This window comes from Streptomyces sp. NBC_00086, from assembly GCF_026343255.1.
Classification (GTDB): domain Bacteria; phylum Actinomycetota; class Actinomycetes; order Streptomycetales; family Streptomycetaceae; genus Streptomyces.
On the sequence record NZ_JAPELZ010000001.1, the window covers coordinates 4,668,460 to 4,685,093 of the forward strand.

17 protein-coding genes and 1 pseudogene are annotated in these 16,634 nt (G+C 71.1%); 7 read left to right on the forward strand and 11 right to left on the reverse strand.

Annotated features, from left to right (window positions below; genetic code table 11):
• Complete coding sequence (locus OG276_RS21000) at positions 1-981, reverse strand: hypothetical protein (protein ID WP_266907710.1); 981 nt, start codon at positions 979-981, stop codon at positions 1-3.
• Positions 982-1,281: 300 nt separating this feature from the next.
• On the opposite strand from OG276_RS21000, the gene OG276_RS21005 reads away from it, so the two are divergent.
• Entirely contained in the window at positions 1,282-1,713 is a 432-nt protein-coding gene (locus OG276_RS21005) for a GNAT family N-acetyltransferase (RefSeq protein WP_266907713.1), read from the forward strand.
• 16 nt (positions 1,714-1,729) lie between these two features.
• On the opposite strand, the gene OG276_RS21010 is transcribed toward OG276_RS21005, so the two are convergent.
• From OG276_RS21010 to OG276_RS21025, 4 genes are all read right to left on the reverse strand, one after another.
• Positions 1,730-2,197: an NUDIX hydrolase gene (locus tag OG276_RS21010; RefSeq protein ID WP_266907715.1), complete on the reverse strand. Its 468-nt coding sequence runs from the start codon at positions 2,195-2,197 to the stop codon at positions 1,730-1,732.
• On the reverse strand, positions 2,184-2,906 hold the full coding sequence (locus tag OG276_RS21015; protein WP_266907717.1) for an XRE family transcriptional regulator: 723 nt from the start codon (positions 2,904-2,906) through the stop codon (positions 2,184-2,186). The genes OG276_RS21010 and OG276_RS21015 overlap by 14 nt, the downstream gene beginning before the upstream one ends.
• Positions 2,907-3,684: 778 nt before the next feature.
• Entirely contained in the window at positions 3,685-4,071 is a 387-nt protein-coding gene (locus tag OG276_RS21020; RefSeq protein WP_266907719.1) for a DoxX family protein, read from the reverse strand.
• A gap of 80 nt (positions 4,072-4,151) precedes the next feature.
• On the reverse strand, positions 4,152-4,628 hold the full coding sequence (locus OG276_RS21025) for a carboxymuconolactone decarboxylase family protein (protein ID WP_266907721.1): 477 nt from the start codon (positions 4,626-4,628) through the stop codon (positions 4,152-4,154).
• A gap of 239 nt (positions 4,629-4,867) precedes the next feature.
• Here OG276_RS21025 and sigJ point away from each other — a divergent pair, with 239 nt between their 5' ends.
• Entirely contained in the window at positions 4,868-5,779 is a 912-nt protein-coding gene (gene sigJ, locus OG276_RS21030) for an RNA polymerase sigma factor SigJ (RefSeq protein ID WP_266907723.1), read from the forward strand.
• A 20-nt stretch (positions 5,780-5,799) separates the two neighbouring features.
• Here the strand turns inward: sigJ and OG276_RS21035 are convergent, their stop codons facing one another.
• Entirely contained in the window at positions 5,800-6,528 is a 729-nt protein-coding gene (locus OG276_RS21035) for a class I SAM-dependent methyltransferase (RefSeq protein WP_266907725.1), read from the reverse strand.
• Between the two features lie 145 nt (positions 6,529-6,673).
• On the opposite strand from OG276_RS21035, the gene OG276_RS21040 reads away from it, so the two are divergent.
• A complete protein-coding gene (locus OG276_RS21040) occupies positions 6,674-7,504 on the forward strand; it encodes an IclR family transcriptional regulator (protein ID WP_266907727.1) in 831 nt (276 codons plus the stop codon).
• Positions 7,505-7,714: 210 nt separating this feature from the next.
• Here OG276_RS21040 and OG276_RS21045 read toward each other — a convergent pair whose 3' ends face one another.
• Both OG276_RS21045 and OG276_RS21050 read right to left on the reverse strand, forming a co-directional pair.
• Positions 7,715-7,912 carry a hypothetical protein gene (locus OG276_RS21045; protein WP_266907729.1) on the reverse strand — a complete coding sequence of 66 codons (198 nt, stop codon included), beginning with the start codon at positions 7,910-7,912 and terminating at the stop codon, positions 7,715-7,717.
• Between the two features lie 173 nt (positions 7,913-8,085).
• Complete coding sequence (locus tag OG276_RS21050) at positions 8,086-11,247, reverse strand: BTAD domain-containing putative transcriptional regulator (RefSeq protein ID WP_266907731.1); 3,162 nt, start codon at positions 11,245-11,247, stop codon at positions 8,086-8,088.
• A gap of 175 nt (positions 11,248-11,422) precedes the next feature.
• Here OG276_RS21050 and OG276_RS21055 point away from each other — a divergent pair, with 175 nt between their 5' ends.
• A complete protein-coding gene (locus tag OG276_RS21055) occupies positions 11,423-12,640 on the forward strand; it encodes an amidohydrolase family protein (RefSeq protein WP_266907733.1) in 1,218 nt (405 codons plus the stop codon).
• A gap of 101 nt (positions 12,641-12,741) precedes the next feature.
• Here OG276_RS21055 and OG276_RS21060 read toward each other — a convergent pair whose 3' ends face one another.
• On the reverse strand, positions 12,742-13,473 hold the full coding sequence (locus tag OG276_RS21060; RefSeq protein WP_266907735.1) for a hypothetical protein: 732 nt from the start codon (positions 13,471-13,473) through the stop codon (positions 12,742-12,744).
• Positions 13,474-13,703: 230 nt separating this feature from the next.
• A pseudogene (locus tag OG276_RS21065) lies at positions 13,704-13,850 on the reverse strand (IS5/IS1182 family transposase); the annotation flags it as partial.
• Between the two features lie 112 nt (positions 13,851-13,962).
• Here OG276_RS21065 and OG276_RS21070 point away from each other — a divergent pair.
• The 3 genes from OG276_RS21070 (at position 13,963) to OG276_RS21080 (ending at position 15,181) form a co-directional block, all read left to right on the forward strand.
• Positions 13,963-14,436, forward strand: a complete 474-nt coding sequence (locus OG276_RS21070) for a hypothetical protein (RefSeq protein WP_266907737.1) — start codon at positions 13,963-13,965, stop codon at positions 14,434-14,436.
• A gap of 92 nt (positions 14,437-14,528) precedes the next feature.
• Positions 14,529-14,768 (forward strand): type II toxin-antitoxin system VapB family antitoxin, encoded by a 240-nt coding sequence (locus tag OG276_RS21075; protein WP_266907739.1) that lies wholly within the window; start codon positions 14,529-14,531, stop codon positions 14,766-14,768.
• Positions 14,765-15,181 carry a PIN domain nuclease gene (locus OG276_RS21080; RefSeq protein ID WP_266907741.1) on the forward strand — a complete coding sequence of 139 codons (417 nt, stop codon included), beginning with the start codon at positions 14,765-14,767 and terminating at the stop codon, positions 15,179-15,181. The genes OG276_RS21075 and OG276_RS21080 overlap by 4 nt, the downstream gene beginning before the upstream one ends.
• A gap of 30 nt (positions 15,182-15,211) precedes the next feature.
• Here the strand turns inward: OG276_RS21080 and OG276_RS21085 are convergent, their stop codons facing one another.
• Positions 15,212-16,306, reverse strand: coding sequence for an alpha/beta fold hydrolase (locus OG276_RS21085; RefSeq protein ID WP_266907743.1), 1,095 nt, complete (start codon positions 16,304-16,306; stop codon positions 15,212-15,214).
• Between the last annotated feature and the right edge of the window lie 328 nt (positions 16,307-16,634).

The following is a 16,634-nucleotide window of genomic DNA, read 5'->3' on the forward strand; positions in this document are numbered from 1 at the left end:
TCAAGGGCTGCAGCCCTTGCAGGTCCCGGGCGTCGGACTGCGAAACGCGCGCTCGCACTTCGTGCAGTTCACGAACGGATCCGGCAGTACGAAGGCCGGCGCGCGGCGCAGCGGCACCAGCGGCGGTGGCAACTGGGCGGTGAGCCGGTGGGCGATGAGCCCGGCCGGATTGCGCAGCCCTTCCGGCAGCTTCGCCGCCAGCGCGGCCACCACGGCCTCCGCCCCGGCCCCGCGCTCCAGCCAGGCCTCGACCCCACCCGCGAGGTACCGGACGTCCCGCTCCCCGAGCAGCAACCGCGGATCGACCCGCCGCAACTCCGCGAGCACCTCACAAGCGAGCCGATGCCGCCCGGGGTTGTCCGGGTCCCGGGGCGCGGGCAGCCGGTCGGCGGCCGCGGGCGCGGCTTCGGGCTCTTGGCGATGCGGGGGCTCCGGTACGGGTTCCGGCGGCGTGGGGAGCGGCGACGGTACGACGGGAGCACTGACCGGAGCGCTGACCGGAGGAAGCGGCGGCGCCTCACTCAAGGGGGCCACCGCGACCGAGGGGGCCACCGCGACCAAGGGGACCACCGCGTCGGCGGGGACCACCGCGTCGGCGGGAGCCGCGGGGGCGCGCTCGGCGCGGCAACGCGCCACGGTCGCGGCCCGGGGATGGTTGTAGGACACCGTACGGGTGGCGATCCGCCCACCCGGCAGTCTCTCCAGGGTCCGCTCCAGGTACCCGAACAGCGCCAGTTCCCGCAGCCCCTTGGCGATCGCGGTTTCCCCGATCGAAAGGCGTTTGACCAGGTCCTTGATGCCGATGGGAGTCCCGGAGGGCACCGACTGGATGAAGACCCCCAACATCCGTGCGACCACCGACATCTCGGGATGCTGGATGAGGTCGTTGCTCACGACGGTGAACCGCCCGGTGAGCCGGACGTTGGCGTGCCGAACGCCGTATGTCGCGCGCGAGGGCGCGGTAAAGTGCACTGAAGCCATGGGGGAAGCGCTACTTCCTCGTTGGTCAGGCCCTCGGTCGGGGTTCCAGTCCCGCCGGGGGCCGTCTCATGTCCTGAGTTATCGGGGCGAGCATATGCCAGACAACCACCGCGAAATCCACCCCAGTTGGCCGATTCACCCGTGTGAGTGAGAGGCAGCCGAGCGGGAGGCTGGAGGGGTTTGGAGAGAGGTCTTTCTCCCGGTACTTCCCCAAAAAAAGCATCGAGCCCCACCGGGACGCGGCCGACCGCGACCCGGTACATTCCCATCCCAGTACTCACGTTCGAAATAGGTGGGACCGTGGCGGTCATTGCGGAAGAGGTCGTATTCGACCCCCGGGAGATGTTCGAGCTCTACGACTCGGTCGACTGGGCGGGTTACACCAGCGACGTCGACAAGCTCTGCCGAGGGCTGGCGAACTCGCACCTGGTCATCACCGCCAGAGACGAGTCGGGCACCCTCCTCGGGCTGGCCAGGACGATCTCCGACGACGAAAGCGTCTGCTACGTACAGGACTTGCTCGTCAACCCTGAGTTCCACCGGCAGGGCATAGGCCGCAAACTCATCGAGCACTTGAAGGAGCGGTACGCACACTGCCGCTTCTTCCTCCTCTCGACCGACCACGAGTCGACCCCCGAAGGCCCGCGCAACCACGCCTTCTACCGCTCCCTCGGCTTCCTCTCCTACGAGGAGAAGCGCATGTCGGCCTTCGGCCTACCAAGGACCCGCTGAGCGGTACCCCCACGAGTCAGCGAACGGCGGGCCCGCGCCCGGCCCTCCAGTCGTCGACACGCTTGCGGATGCTCGCCACCATCGGAAGGCCGTCCACGGCTTCCGGTGCGAACCACGCCACCTCGTACGACTCGTCCGACACGCGCAGACTTCCCCCGGTGGGCCGGGCGAGCAGGCAGATCGAGAACTCCTGCCGCACTTCGCCGTCGTCGTAGGAGAAGACGTGGCCTGGGTTGCTGTACGTCCCGACGATTCCGGTGATCTCGACCCTCACGCCCGTCTCCTCGAACGTCTCCCGGACGGCGCAGTCCGCGAGGGACTCACCCACCTCCATCTTCCCGCCCGGCAGCGCCCACATCCCGTTGTCGCTCCGGCGCTGCAGGAGCACACGTCCGGCCTCATCCACGACCACGGCCGACGCCGCGGGGACGAGACTGTTCGCCTTGGGGGCTCGGGGGTCGTCCTCGTAGTCACGCCTGGGCACCGCGTCCCACCTCCCGAATGTCGCGTCCCCGGCTCCACAACTCCTCGACGTGAGCGGAGAACCGGTCGAACATGCCGTCCGCCTGGCGGCGTCGCAAGTGCATCATCGGCGAGTCGTGCCCGACCCGGCGGGCCAGGATCGGCGTCACGATCATCTCGTCGTCGAAGCGGAAGACGGACAGGTTGACGTGCCCCGTCTCGAAGCGCCCTTCGATGCCGTCCGCGTCCTGAAGCTTGGCCAACTCGTTCAACGTCACCGCGATGCGCGTGGACAGCGTGAGAGGTACGTCCTCCTCGGCCTCCCGCGCCGCCGTGACCGGGCTGCTCGGGTCCCCGATCAGGAACCGCACTCGGCAGCCGGCCTGCGCCTTGCGGCGCAGAGCACCGGCAAGGCTGGCTTGCTCCAGCCAGAGAAAGTAGTTGGTGTACCCGGCGAAGACGAGCTCACGCTGCGCCTTGGTCACCAGGCTGCGCCACAAACTTGCTGGTGCGGCGGACCGGTAGGGGAAGACTTGAACTATTTCCTTGTCCGGACCGCTTGTGAGTGCAGACCGGATGGCGTTTGGCCACAAGGCTGTTTCCTCCTCGCCTAATGCCTCGCAGGCAGCCCATCGATGGCGGGCGTGAGGGATTCGGTTGGGGTCGGTGATCCACCGGCCAACCGTCTTGGCATCCACCCCGCAGGCCTCCGCGAGCTGCGTTTCGGTCATCTAGGCATTCGCCATCGCACGACGCAGAGCGTGATTCACAGTTCGCCTCCACGGGACGCCTGGGACGTTACGAACGGTAGTTGCGAACCGTCCCAAACGTCCCGGAAACGGGGTGGTAACGCCCTGACGAGCGACGGAACATCCGTACATGCCTGGTCTTGGAACGCGGAACGGACGGTTCAGCCCGGCAACAACCCAACCGATCTGAGAGGACTATCAGTTGTGAGCAGTGGCTTGAGCAGTGGCGTGCTGCGCGTCTTGATGACGGTGCGGGTATCGCGGGACGCGGGGCGAACCTGGGAGAAGGAACACGTGGTGCGCGAGGGTGATCCGGTGGGCATCCTGTCCGACCCGGGGCGATATCCGCCATGCGGATGCGGCCGATGCCGGGGGCGTCAGACGGTGTCGGCCCGATCGCTGCGACCATCCTCGTGAGGAGCTTGCGTTGTGTCTGCCGGCATTCGCTGTCACGGCAGAACGAGGCGGCGGCATTGCCCCTCATCCCGGCGGGTTGTCGGCCGGAGCGCACCCTTCGTTGCATGCTCGCCGATCACGATTCCGGTGACCACTTCGCTCTGGTGGACTCGGTGAGAGCGAACGGCATGGATGCTCTTTGGGTGAGCTGGACGGGGGGCAGTGGTGACGGCCGATTGGTCGAGCTCCCGGACTGCACCGCGACGAGCCCTGGTGGGGAGGGCGATGCGTGCATGTTGTTCGTCCGTCATGCGGGTGAGCACACATTCATGGAAGCCGAGGAGCCGGGCGGGGTCGTCGGTGGTCAGCCGGTGAAGGATTCCGGGCCGAAGCGGCCCCAGGCCACGAAGGCGGCCAAGAGGACGTAGGCGATGTCCACCGCCATGTACGTCGGCTCGTGGCGGCGGTAGCGGGTGAGGGTGGCGCCCAGCATGAGGAGGACCAGGCCGAGGGCGGCCAGGGGGACCAGGATCGGGGCGGTGTTCAGGACCGCCGGGAGGATCAGGGCTAGGGCGGCCAGCATCTCCACGGCTCCGATGGTCTTTACCGCGCCGGCGGTGAAGTCCTCGACCCACTTCGCGCTGGCGCCGCTCGCGGCGATCTTCTCCTTCGGCGTGAACGCCTTGAAGGCGCCGCCCAGGAGGTAGGCGACGGCGAGCAGGCCGGTGACGATCCAGAGTGCGATGTTCATGGGAGTACTCGGTCCTTGTGGGAGGGGCGGAGCCGGGCGCCGGCTCCGGCTCGGGGGCCGGAGCCGTGCGAACCGGGGGCTCAGTGCTGGAGGCTGCCGGGCTGGTAGTCGCCGGCCGGGGTCTGGACCATGACGTTGCCGCGGTTGAAGGCGTTGATGAGCGCGATCTGGGTCACCAGGGCGGCGAGTTGCTCGTCGTCGAAGTACTTGGCGGCGTTCGCCCAGACCTCGTCGCTGACCCCGCCGGCCGCGTCGGCGATGCGGGTGGCCTCCTCGGTCAGGAGCAGGGCCGCGCGCTCGGCGTCGGTGTACACCGTGGCCTCGCGCCAGGCCGCGACCAGGTGGAGGCGTACCGCGGTCTCGCCGGCCGCGGCGGCGTCCTTGGTGTGCATGTCGATGCACCCGGCGCAGCCGTTGATCTGGCTGGCGCGGAGCATCACCAGCTCGCGGGTCGCGGCCGGCAGGGTCGACTCCCCGAGGGCCTTGCTCGCGGCGATGATGTGCTTCCACGCCTTGACGGAGACCGGGTCGGCGAAGAGGTTCAGGCGAGCGGTCATGGTGGATTCCTTTGCTGTGAGCGGTCGTTCGGTGTGTGTTCCTCGTTGTTCTCCCTCTAAGACACGGCACCCCTCCCTGCTGTGACAGATGCCGGATGTGACCCGGGTCACGGAGGACTTTCATGATCGGTGAGCCGGGTGTCCTCGGATAACCTGCGGGACGGCGCGCAGCGAATCGGGGGAGGGTTCTCGTGCAGGGATCAACGGGTGCGGCGGGTGCAGTGGATGGAGTGGATGGAGTGGGTGCGGTGGCCTACCGGCCGCTGCTGTTCTCCATCGCCTACGGGATGACCGGGTCGGTGGGTGACGCGGAGGACATCGTCCAGGACGCGTTCCTCGGGCTCGCCAAAGCCCATCGGGCCGGGACCGAGATAGCCGCCCCGAAGGCGTACCTGACCACGTCGGTGACGCGGCTCGGGATCAACCACCTGACTTCGGCGCGAGTGCGCCGGGAGACGTACGTGGGGGAGTGGCTGCCCGAGCCCGTCGTCGTGTCCGGCGAGCACCCGGGGCCGGCCGAGCACGCCGAACTGGCCGACTCCCTGTCGATGGCCTTCCTCGTCCTGCTGGAGGCCCTGTCCCCGGTGGAGCGCGCGGTGTTCATGCTGCGCGAGGTGTTCGGGTACGCGTACCCGGAGGTGGCCCGCACCACCGGCAAGTCCGAGGCGAACTGCCGGCAGATCTTCGCCCGCGCCAGGAAGCGCATCGCCGCCGGAGGGCGGACGGCCGACACCGCGCCGCCCGCGGCCCGGCGGGCGGAGGGCGAGGAGCTCGCCCGTACGTTCTTCGAGGCCGCGGCGGGCGGCGAGATGGACGCCCTGCTCGACATGCTCGCGCCCGACGTCGTCTACCACGGGGATGGTGGCGGCAAGGCCAGGGCCGTCGCGAAGTCGGTGCGCGAGCCGCACCGCGTCGGACAGCTGCTCATCGGCGGACTCCGCCGGCTCCGCTCCCTCGGCGCCTCCCTGCGCCCCGCCGTGATCAACGGCAGGCCGGGCGCCCTCATCGTCGACGCCGAGGGGCGGGTGGCCAGTGTGGTCGAGCTCGACATCGTCGACGGCGTGGTCCGGGCGGTCCACACCGTGTCCAACCCCGACAAGCTCGGCCACCTCGGCCCCGTGTCCGACATCGGCCGCCTGCCGGAGAAATGACCCGGCGGGCGGGCCGGGGATCAGGCCTCGCGGCGCGCCAGCACCAGGCGCCAGCTCGGCGTCCCGTCCGGCCTGCGGCCGAAGTGGTCCAGGGGGAGCGTCTCCACCGTGAAGCCGGCCGCGCGCAGGTCGGTGCGTACGCCGCCCAGCGGGAAGGTGCGGTAGTACATGACGAACGGCGGGCGCCAGACGGCATTGCGCACCCGCATCGCCGCGTCGAAGCCGGACAGGGCCCACCACGCCGGGCGGCTCGGCGGGATCGGGGCGCCGATCGGGAAGGCGAAGACGCCGCCGGGGCGCAGGGCCCCGTAGACCCCGGAGAAGACGGCGGGGCGTTCGGCCGGGAGGAAGTGGCCGAAGGCGCCGAAGCTGACCGCCAGGTCGTACGAGTCCCCGAGCGCGGCGGGCAGGGCCCGCGCGTCGCCCCGTAGGAGGTCGACCCGTTCCTCGGGGTGGGCGAGCCCGGCCTCGGCGAGCATGCCCGAGCTCAGGTCCACTCCGGTCACCCGCCCCCGGCACAGCCGGCGCAGCATGCCGAGGCCCGCGCCCGTACCGCAGCACACGTCGAGTCCGGTGTCGAAGGGGCCCTCGTGGCGGGCGAGCGTCTCCTCGACCGCGTCGAGCATGCGGTCGGGGGTGCGGAAGGGGGTCTGGTCGAACTTCGGGGCCAGCAGGTCGTAGCCCCGCTCGATGGAGGACAGGGCCTGTACGGCCAGTTCGCGGAGGGTCGGGCCCTGGGAGGTGAACACACGGACAGCCTAGGGAGCGAGGGCGCCGGCGGACGGCATTTCAGGCCCTTCGGCCCGGGGCAAAACGGGCATCCCATGCCGTAGGGTGAATCGAAACGCTTTGCCAATTCTTGGGGATTCCGTGGTCGATGCCATACGAAATGAGGTGCCGGTTCAGGGCGCGCCACAAGGCGTCGGCCGGAGCTCCACGACAGGCAGCGGCAGCGGCAGCGTCGGCAGCACCAGCGCCGGCAGCACCAGCGCCCTGGAGAAGACCCTGCGGGTCACCGAGGCGCTGACCGCGTTCGGCGGCCCGCACCGGCTCGCGGAGCTGTCGGCCGCCGCCGGGGTGCCCAAGTCCAGTACGTACCGGATCCTGGTCTCCCTCGTCGAGCAGGGCTACGCCGTCACCGACGGCGAGGGCAGCTACGGGCTGGGCCTGCGGCTGCGCACCCTGGCCGCCGAGATCTCCACCGAGCGGCCCGAGGGCATCGGCGCGCTGCTCGAATTCCTCCAGAAGTGCACCGGGCAGTCCGTCCACCTGGCACTGCGCAGCGGCAACGCGCTCACGTACATCCGCACGATCGAGAGCGGCCGGTCCTGCCGGGCCTCCTCGCGCGTCGGCGCGCGCATCCCCCTGCACGCCACCGCGATCGGCAAGGCCGTCCTCGCGCACCTGCCGCCCGAGGAGGCCGAGGACATCCTGCGGGCCACCGGGATGCCCGCCCTGACCCGGCGGACCCTCACCGACCGGGAGGGCCTCGCGGCCGAACTGCGTACGGTCCGGGAGCGCGGCTACGCCGTCGCCGACGAGGAGTACGAGCCCGCGGTCCGCTGCCTGGGAGCGCCGGTCTTCGACCGCGCCGGCGTGCCGGTGGGCGGGGTCGGTCTGACCGCCGCCGCCCTCCTGGGCACGCGGGCGGAGCTGGAGCGGTTCTCGCCGGCGCTGCTCCAGGCCGCGCGGGGCGTGCAGCGGCTGCTGCAGCTCGGGGGCTGAGCACTCCACCCGGCCCCGGGCCCCACCGCACGCGCACGTACGGCGGCCGCGGTGGTCCCCCTCCTGGCCACCGCGGCCGCCGTTCCCCCCGTGCACCCCGCTGGTCCCCCGTGGCCAGCGGCCCCCGTGGTACGTACTGCGGTACGGCCCGGATCCCCCGTTTCCCCCGTGGTTCCGGGCCGTACGTGTCTGTGAGGCCTACGCCCCCACCTACAGGCCGCCACCGGCCGCGTGGTTGTCCATCGTCACGATGTCCTCGCCCGCGGCGTGGTTGTCGAGCGGCTTGAGAGGCTTGATCGGCTCGCCCGCAGCGTGGTTGTCCATCGGTGTGATGTCGACATCCGAAGGCTGGGTGTCGAGCGGTGTGATGTCGCCGTCGGCCGGCAGGACGTTCTCGTTCGTCGTCATCGGATCTCCTGATGGTGGGTAGGACCCGTTCGGCAATTCCCCCGCGGATCGCCGAACGGGTGGTCTTGCAGACGACCCTGGTGCCCCCCGACACGTCGAGTCGATGAACCCCATCCTGGTGGATGGCGATAAACGAACGATGAACGCCTCGTTCAGCGTCCCCGGCCTGCGCCTCAGGCGGCGATCTCCGCCGCCAGCAGCGCCCGCACCTCGGCCAGTTCCGGCGACCCCAGCTGCGTGAACACCACCTCGGCGTCCCGCCAGCACACCCGCGCCCGGTCGCGCTGCCCCAGCTGGCGCAGCGCCCTGCCGAGCACGGTCAGCACCCTGGCGCGATTCCACTCGCCGCCGATCCCCCGCAGGGCGATGGCCTGTTCGGCGTGCGAGGCGGCCAGCGTGGGCCGGCGCGCCGCGAGGTGGACCATGGCGAGCCGGAAGTGCGTCACGCCCTCCCACAAGGGCTGCCGGTTCTCGTGGAACAGGGCGAGCGCGTCGGTGAGCTGGGAGTGCGCCTCCGAGAGCCGCTCGGCCTTCGTGAGGGCGATGCCCAGCGCGTAACGGCCGTTGGCCAGGCGCAGGGTGAGCCCCATCCGGTCGTAGATGGCGATGCCCTGCTCGGCGAGCTCTATGGCGCTGGCGAGCCGGCCCTGCTCCACGTGGATGCGGGAGAGGTTGCACAGGGCGCTGGCCTCGCCGACGTGGTTGGCGTCGGCGCGGAAGTTCGCGATGGCCTCCAGCAGGTACCGCTCGCCGTCGTCGTAGCGGCCCTCGTAGATGGCGATGATGCCCCGGTCGTTGGGCGCCCAGCAGCTGGGCAGCAGATCCCCGGCGGTGCGGGCGAGCACCATGGCGCGGCTGGCCTCGGCATCTGCCTCGGCGAACCGCCCCGCGACCAGGTGGGTGTTGGTGAGCGTGGTGCGGGCGCGCCCCTCGGCGTACGGGTCCTTCGCGGCCTCTGCCGCGTCGCGCAGCGCCGTCGCGGCCGACTCGTACTGCTTGGAGTTGGCACCCGACTCGGCGAGGTCCTTGGCCGCCCACAGCAGGTCCACGGCCCGGCGCAGCAGGTCCTCGCGCCCGGTCGTGCGTACGGAGGCCTGCCGTACGCACGCCAGCAGCGGGTCGGCTTCGGCGTACAGCCAGTCCTGGGCGGAATGCGGCTCGGTGAAGACCAGGCCGGGGTGGCGGGTGGCCGACAGGTGGGCCACGAGCCGGTCGCCGGGCCGCTCCAGGCCGTACACCCCGGCGGCGGTGGCCAGGTAGAAGTCCAGCAGCCGGTCGAGGGCGGCGTCGCGCGCGCTCGGCGGCTGCTCGTCGCGCTCGGCGCAGGCACGCGCGTAGAGGCGTACGAGGTCGTGGAAGCGGTAGCGGCCGGGCGCGGCCGATTCGAGGAGGGAGCAGTCCACTAAGGCTTCGAGCAGGTCCTCGGTGTCGTGCTCCGGCCGGTCGAGTACGGCGGCTGCCGCCGCGAGGGAGATGTCCGGCCCGTCGGGCAGCCCCAGCAGGCGGAACGCGCGCTGCTGCGCGGGCTCCAGCTGCCCGTAGCCCAGCTCGAAGGTGGCCTTGACGGCGAGGTCGCCGGCCTGGAGCTCGTCCAGGCGGCGGCGCTCGTCGGCGAGCTTCGCGGCGAGCACGGACACGGTCCAGGTGCGGCGGGCGGCGAGCCGGGAGGCGGCGATGCGGATGGCCAGCGGCAGGAACCCGCAGGCGCCGACCACGTCGAGGGCGGCCTGGCGCTCGGCGCCGACCCGCTCGGCCCCCACGATCCGGGTGAACAGCTGGAGCGCCTCGTCGGGGCTCATCACGTCGAGGTCGACGAGGTGCGCGCCGGCCAGGCCGGCCATCCGGACCCGGCTGGTGACGAGGGCGGCGCAGCCCGCGGTGCCCGGGAGCAGCGGGCGGACCTGGGCCGCGTCGCGGGCGTTGTCGAGGAGGACCAGGACGCGGCGACCGTCGAGCGTGGAGCGGTAGAGCGCGGCCCGTTCGGCGGGGGAGTCGGGGATGGAGGTGTCGGGGGTGCCCAGCGCGCGCAGGAAGGAACCGAGGACGGCTTCGGGCTCGGCGGGGCGGGCCTCGGTGCCCTGGAGGTCGACGTACAGCTGCCCGTCGGGGAAGTGCGGGCGGGCGGCGTGCGCGACGTGCACGGCGAGGGTGGTCTTGCCGACGCCGCCGATGCCGGCGAGGGCGGACACCGCCATCACCTGGCCCTCGGCGCCCGTGAGGATCTGGCCGAGGTCCCGGACGAAGCTGGTGCGGCCGGTGAAGTCGGAGACGGTGGCGGGCAATTGGGCGGGTCTCACGTGTACGGGCGCTGCGGCCGGTGCCGGGTCTTCGGCGCGGGCCAGCTCGGAGTCGGCCCGCAGGATGCGCCGCTGGAGCTCGGCGAGTTCGGGGCGCGGGTCGACGCCGAGTTCGTCGGCGAGGAGCCGGCGGGTGTCGGCGTACACGGCGAGGGCCTCGGCCTGGCGGCCGCTGCGGTAGAGGGCGAGCATCAGCAGCTCGCGCAGCCGCTCCCGCAGCGGGTGGGCGGCGGTGAGCGCGGTGAGTTCGGAGACGGCCTCGGCGTGGTGGCCGAGCTCCAGGTCCAGGTCGAGGCGGCTCTCCAGCAGCTGGAGGCGCCACTCGGCGAGCCGGGTGCGTTCGGTGTCGGCGTGCGGCCCGGGTACGCCGGCCAGCGGTTCGCCGTCCCATACGTCCAGGGCGCGGGCCAGCAGGGTACGGGCGAGCGCGCGGTCGCCCTTGCCGGCGGGGGTGGCGTCGCTCTTCCCGGCGCTGGTGCCGGTGCCGGTGGTGGCGCTGGTGCCTGCGGCGGTGCTTCCGGCGCGCGCGGCCTCGGCGTCGGCGGCGAGGGCCCGGGCGATGCCGAGGTCCAGGGCCTCGGGGTGGGGCAGGCGGATCGCGTAGCCGCCGGACTCGCTGACGAGGAGCCCCGGTTCGAGGATCTTGCGCAGGCGCGAGGCGTACGTACGGATGGTCGCGAGGGCCTGCTGCGGCGGGTCCTCGCCCCAGATGGCGTCGATGAGCTCGGGCGCGGTCACGGTGCGGCCGTCGCGGAGCAGGAGCACGGCGAGCAGGGCCCGCTGCTGCGGGGTCCCGGAGCTCAGGGCCTCGCCGCCGCGCCAGGCGCGGATGGGTCCGAGCACGGAGAACCGGTTGCCTCCGGCGGCGGAGGCAGCGGCGGCGGAGGGTGTCGGCGGGGTCCCGGTGGCGGTGGTGGCTCGGGTCCCGGGTTCCGCGGCGGGCGCTGCTTCGACTCCGGGTTCCGCGGCTGCGGCAATGGCGGTGTCACCGGACTCGGGGTGGTTCCGCTGGTGCGGGATGGCCGGTGTGCCGTCCATCTGGTCTCCCCCCTGCCTTCCATAGGTGTAAGGGCCAGTCTGCCCTGTGTTGCGCGTACACGTCAGTCCGTAACGGACCCAGTCCTTACGGATCCGGGCCCCGGTCCCCGCGGATCCCGCATCCCGCCACGCCCAACTAGCTGACGGTTCGTCAGATTGACGCTACCGTGAGGGCATGGAGACCTTCCCGAAGATCATCTCGGTGGACGACCACACGGTTGAGCCCCCCAACGTCTGGCGGGACCGGCTCCCGTCCAAGTACCACGACGTCGGCCCCCGCGTCGTCCGCGCCCCCTTGAAGGAAATGACCTTCCTCGGGGGCAAGTTCGCCCCCGTGATGGGGGCCAAGGGCGACGACGGACCGATAGGCGACTGGTGGGTGTACGAGGACCTGCACCGACCCCTCACCCGCCTCGACACGGCCGTCGGCTACAGCCGCGACGAGATCAAGCTCGAAGTCATCACGTACGAGCAGATGCGCCCGGGCTCCTTCTCGGTTCCCGACCGGCTCGCCGACATGGACGTCAACCACGTCCAGTCCGCCCTCTGCTTCCCGACCTTCCCGCGCTTCTGCGGCCAGACCTTCACCGAGGCCAAGGACCGCGAGCTCGGTCTGCTCGGCGTGCGCGCGTACAACGACTGGATGGTGGAGGAGTGGTGCGGCCCCGAGGCGCACGGCCGCCTCATCCCGCTCACCCTCATCCCGCTCTGGGACGCCCGCCTCGCCGCCGCCGAAGTCCGCCGCAACGCGGCCCGCGGGGTCCGCGCGGTCGCCTTCTCCGAGATCCCGCCCCACCTCGGGCTCCCCTCCATCCACACGGACGAGTGGGACCCCTTCCTGGAGGCGTGCAACGAGACCGGCACGGTCATCGCGATGCACATCGGCTCCTCCTCGCGCATGCCCTCCACCTCGGCGGACGCCCCGCCGGCCGTCGGCTCCACCATCACCTTCGCCAACTGCTGCTTCTCGATGGTGGACTGGCTGATGAGCGGCAAGTTCGAGCGCTTCCCGAACCTCAAGATCATGTACGCGGAGGGCCAGATCGGCTGGATCCCGTACATCCTGGAGCGCGCGAACGTGGTCTGGGAGGAGAACCGCGGCTGGGGCGGCGTCGCCGACAAGGTGCTGCGCCCGCCGTCCGAGCTCTTCGCGGAGCACGTCTTCGGCTGCTTCTTCGACGACGCCTTCGGCCTGAAGAACCTCGACTCCATCGGCGTCGCCAACGTCCTCTACGAGACGGACTACCCCCACTCCGACTCCACTTGGCCCAAGTCCCGCGAGGTGGGCGAGGCCCAGATGGGCCACCTGGCCCCGGACGTGGTGGACCGCATCGTGCGCGGCAACGCGATCGACCTGCTGGGGCTGAGCCCGGAGGGTCTCTGGACGGCCTAGGGGGGCGGGTGGCCCCGGGGGATGTCCCTGGGGCCGCGGCTCGTCGGGGTTGCTGCTCTCGGAGGGCGGTTCGTGAGCCTTTGAGTAGCTCGCTTCCGTGGTCAGCCCTGGGCCTGCTGAAGGAGGGTGATCTGCCGTGCGATCACGGCAGGCGGGAAGGCTCGTCCCTCTTGGCCGTCCGACCCCTTCTTGAACGTCGCAACGGCCTTGCCCGTGCGGACCACCGTGTACTGGGTCACGTGCGGGCCCGCCTCCGTCGGGGCGGTGACCTCGAACTGCACGGCTTCGTCTCCGAGGCGCGGGGCGGGAGCGACGGTCACCGTGCCCTTGTAGGGCCCGGCAGGGCCCTCTTGCTCGTAGGACCGGCAGGTGCTCAGGCTGTCGCGTACCTGCGCGAACGCCTCCTGCGCCCCGGAACCCTCGTACGAGGCGAGCACGGAGCCGCTGCCGTAGAAGTCTCCCTGCCAGTTGAACATCTGATCAGCCACCGTCGGGGCGGGGGTCACCGGCTGCCGGGCGTTGGCTGCGTCGAGCAGCCGCCCGCAGGCAGGCTCGGACGGCGGCTTGATCCTCGGGTCGGCCTTCTTGGGGCGTCGCAGGACGGCCGGGTTGCCGTGCGAGTTCGGGACGTCGGCGTCCGGCAGTGTGGCCGCCATCAGTTGCTGGGCCGTCAGCCAAAGGCCCGCCGGGGCCGACGGTGACGCCATCGCCGAGACCGCGGTCGGCGCCGGAGTCCCGGGCTCCGATGTGCAGCCGACGGCGGTCAGTGCGGCGGCGGCCGCCAAGGCCAGGGCCAGGAGCCTGGCGGTCCGTCGCGAGCGGTGCGTGCGCATGAAGCTGTCCCCCGGGTGGTGTGAACGATCAGGAGGAAGCTAGCTGCCGCCGACCCGCCATCACCAGGGGGTTCCACCCGGCGGATGCGCAGACGTCGCGGGCCCGGAGCGGGCTGGTGGTCTCGTTGAACAGGGCGGGGACGCGGGGGTGGTCCGGGTGCTCGGGCGGCGTCTTCCTGGATGCCGAGCGCGACGGGCAGGGGTTGGATGTTCACGCGGTTACCGCCTGCGGCCGGTCCCCGCTCGCGGCCCGGCACCCGTTTCGCGGCGTCCCGGCCGGTCGTGGACGCGGGGACCCCGGCAGCCACACGGACACTCTGTGTGTCGAGCACCACCAGGGTCGGATCCTCTGATCGACGGGCCTTCTCACGGACCTGGCCGTGCTACTCAAGTACTAGATCCCGATCCCACTCCATGGCGTGATGTGCCGGTGAACCTCCCTCGCGAGACTGGAGTCATCACCTGGATCCACGCCAAAGGAGCAGCACCATGTCCGACCAGATCGCGAAGGCCCGCGGCGCCGTCTTCCCGGCGCTCCGGGGGTGGGGCGTGCGGGCCGCCCGCCCGGCCCTGGCGCTTCCCGTAGGGCTCGCCGGCCTCGTTCTGGGCCTGATCGGCCAGGGGCGGCGGGCCGTCCGGCTCCAGGCGTGGACCTCCGGAGTCCCGGGCTGGACGCTCCCGCGCATAGCGGCCCGCGCGCTGCTCGGCCTGCCCCTGGACATAGCCGCCTTCGTCCTGGGCGCCTACTCGGTGTTCAACACCGTCCGCAACCTCGGCTACCCGATCTGGTACGGCACCACCGACTACCACCAGGCCTGGGGCGGCCCGACCCTGACCGGCGTCTGGGCGGTGCACGCCTTCGGATGGCTGGCGTGCCTCTACCTGATCGGCTGGATCCTCCGGGGGATAGGCCGCGGCCAGCAGTCGATCACCCGCAGAGTCGCCGGCGCCTCCGCCGCGTGAATCATGCCTGCGGAAACGATATCTCTTGACGTCGATCTTGATATCGTTTAAGTGGAAAGGGGCCGGGCGGCCCCTCACTGAGGAGGTTCGCGATGGCCAGAACCGTGATCGACGTCGACGACGCCCTGCTGGCGGAGGCCGCGGAGCTCTTCGGTACGAAAACGAAGGTGGCGACGGTGAACGCGGCCCTTCAGGACGTGGTCAACCGGCGCAAGCGGGAAGACTTCCTGAACTGGATCGCCGAGGGCGGACTGCCCGACCTGACCGGCCCGGTCGAGCCGGCCGCGGAGACCTTCGAGGATGCGGAGCACGTTCGGGACAGGGCGGCATGACCGAGCGCTTCCTGATCGACAAGTCTGCGCTGGCGCGCTACCCCAAGCCGGCCGTGCACAAGGTCGTCTTCCCGCTGCACGTCGCCGGAGTCCTTGCCGTGTGCGGGGCCGTGGAGTTGGAGGTGATGTACAGCGCCCGCTCGAAGGCCGATGCGGAGCGGGTCCGCAAGGGCATGGGCGCCTTCGACTGGCTCCCCACTCCCGACGAGACGTGGGACCGGGCCTTGGACGTGCAGAGAAAGCTCATCGAGGGGGGCAACTGGAAGGCGCTCTCGCTCCCGGACCTGATCATCGCCGCGACCGCCGAACGGCACGGAGCCACCGTCCTGCACTATGACGGCGACTACGACATGATCGCCGAGGTCACCGGCCAGCCGATGCGGTGGGTCGTCCCGCGGGGAACGGCCGACTGAGGCAGGTCGACTGAGGCCGGGCCGCCACCCTCATGCGTCCGCGCGGTGCTCGCCCACGACTGCCGGGAGGACGTGGGTCTGGAGGAGTTCCAGGAAGCGGTCGGGGCGGGCGAACGAGGCCCAGTGGCTGCAGTCCTCGATGACGGCGAACCGCTTCATCGGGGCATCGACCTCGTCGAAGAAGGCCTTGGCCGTGGCCGTCGGAGCGAGTACGTCGTGCTCGCCCTGGAAGATGAAGAACGGGATCTCGAAGCGCGTCCCGTCGGCCTGGTCGTCGAGCTTCGCCGTCCCCTCGGTGATCCGCTCCGAGAAGGACTGCCCGCGGAAGAAGTCCCGCAGATCGCGCAGCGAGTGCAGCGGCGACAGCCACATCGAACCCAGAACCACCTTCTTGAGCGTGGCCAGCGTCAGCGGATCGCTCTGTGTGCAGAGCTTGGCGTACGTCGCCTGCTGCTTCGGGGTCCACGCGTGCGGGTCGGCTCCGATCGCCTCGACCTGCGCGAGCTGCTTCGCCTTCCCGGCGGCGCGCAGCCGCTCCCGGAGGCCGTCGTAGGCGGAGGTGTCGCGGCCGCCGGTGTGGATGTTCTGGTCGGTGCCCACGTATGCGGAGTAGAGCTCGGGGTGGTTGCGGGCCAGCCGCAGCCCGAAGACGCTGCCGTAGGAGTTGGCCAGGAGCACCACCCGCTCGGCGCCCAGCAGCTCCCGGGCGTGGTGGGTGACCTCCAGGGCGTCCTCGTAGAGCCGCTCGAAGGTGACCTCACCCTGGCCCTCCGGGCCGCCGTGGCCGAAGGTCTTGCCGGCGCCGCGCATGTCCCAGCGGACGATCGTGAAGTGCCGCTCCCAACTGCGGGTGCGGGACGTGTAGATGGAGTTGCTCGCGCCGGGGCCGCCGTGGATCTCGACGACGACCGGATTGGCCCGGTCCTCACCGCGGACCGAGATCCACTGGTCGATGCCGCCGATGCGGACGAAGCCCTGCTCGTCGATGCCGTGCGGGGATTCGATCCGCAGCTCCTTGGCGGCCTGTGCGCGGCGCAGGGCGCGGTGGGCGAAGAGGGGGAGGAGCGTGGCCGCCGGAGCGGCGAGGGCGGTGGTGGCGGTGACGGCGGCAAGGGTGGCAAGCATTCTGTGTCCTCCGTAAACTGTTTCCTGCGGATACGGAGAAGTGTGCGGGGCGGCGGGGGCGATGTCAATGGGTGGGGGTGGGGATCTCCCTTGCGGGAGTTGCTGCGAGCAAGGCATGCTTCGCCGAAGCAAATTGGGGAGGATCGTCTGTGATGGACAAGCGGGCTGCGGTGACCGCGGTGTTGTGTGCGGTGGCGGCGCTGGGTGCGTCCGCGGCCATGACGAAGGTGGTGCCGGCCGATGACGGCAAGGCCCCCGCGCACGCGAGGGCGACACCTTCGGCGACACCCTCCTCTCTCCGTCCGTCGCCATCGCAATCGCCGGAACA

Coding starts and splice junctions, on each gene's coding strand:
- OG276_RS21020 (WP_266907719.1), bottom strand. CDS start 4,071: ATGAACATCGCACTCTGGATCGTCACCGGCCTGCTCGCCGTCGCCTAC.
- OG276_RS21045 (WP_266907729.1), bottom strand. CDS start 7,912: ATGACGACGAACGAGAACGTCCTGCCGGCCGACGGCGACATCACACCG.
- OG276_RS21055 (WP_266907733.1), top strand. CDS start 11,423: ATGGAGACCTTCCCGAAGATCATCTCGGTGGACGACCACACGGTTGAG.
- OG276_RS21080 (WP_266907741.1), top strand. CDS start 14,765: ATGACCGAGCGCTTCCTGATCGACAAGTCTGCGCTGGCGCGCTACCCC.
- OG276_RS21085 (WP_266907743.1), bottom strand. CDS start 16,306: ATGCTTGCCACCCTTGCCGCCGTCACCGCCACCACCGCCCTCGCCGCT.
- OG276_RS21015 (WP_266907717.1), bottom strand. CDS start 2,906: ATGACCGAAACGCAGCTCGCGGAGGCCTGCGGGGTGGATGCCAAGACG.
- OG276_RS21050 (WP_266907731.1), bottom strand. CDS start 11,247: ATGGACGGCACACCGGCCATCCCGCACCAGCGGAACCACCCCGAGTCC.
- OG276_RS21070 (WP_266907737.1), top strand. CDS start 13,963: ATGTCCGACCAGATCGCGAAGGCCCGCGGCGCCGTCTTCCCGGCGCTC.
- OG276_RS21060 (WP_266907735.1), bottom strand. CDS start 13,473: ATGCGCACGCACCGCTCGCGACGGACCGCCAGGCTCCTGGCCCTGGCC.
- OG276_RS21000 (WP_266907710.1), bottom strand. CDS start 981: ATGGCTTCAGTGCACTTTACCGCGCCCTCGCGCGCGACATACGGCGTT.
- OG276_RS21025 (WP_266907721.1), bottom strand. CDS start 4,628: ATGACCGCTCGCCTGAACCTCTTCGCCGACCCGGTCTCCGTCAAGGCG.
- OG276_RS21075 (WP_266907739.1), top strand. CDS start 14,529: ATGGCCAGAACCGTGATCGACGTCGACGACGCCCTGCTGGCGGAGGCC.